Genomic DNA, 318 nt, shown 5'->3' with positions numbered 1-318 from the left:
CCCGGATGGTGTGGGGGTGTGGCCTCCGGTGGGTGCGGTGCGGGTTGATTCGTCGGGGTTGTACGGGGCGTTGGCGGTGGCGGGTTATGAGTACGGGCCGGTGTTCCAGGGTGTGGAGGCGGTCTGGCGGCGTGGTGAGGAGGTGTTCGCCCGGGTCGTGCTCGGTGAGGAGGAGTGCGGTGGGGTGGGGGCGTTCGGGGTGCATCCGGCGTTGCTGGATGCGGCGTTGCATGCGGGGTTGTTGCCCGGGGACGGTTCGGGGCTGGTGGCTCCGAGGTTGCCGTTCGTGTGGTCGGGTGTGCGGTTGCATGCGACGGG

The 318-nt window shown here is 70.1% G+C and carries 1 protein-coding gene; it reads left to right on the top strand.

Going from position 1 to position 318, the window contains the following annotated elements; genetic code table 11:
• Positions 1 to 76: 76 nt before the first annotated feature.
• Positions 77 to 318 (top strand): polyketide synthase dehydratase domain-containing protein (locus AADR41_RS42650; protein WP_342287841.1); only part of this gene is annotated, 242 nt, incomplete at its 3' end.

It is taken from the genome of Streptomyces sp. CLV115 (assembly GCF_038448545.1).
Taxonomy (GTDB): Bacteria; Actinomycetota; Actinomycetes; order Streptomycetales; family Streptomycetaceae; genus Streptomyces; species Streptomyces sanglieri.
The sequence above is the reverse complement of the archived record's forward strand: the minus strand, read 5'-3'. Positions and strand labels throughout refer to the sequence as shown.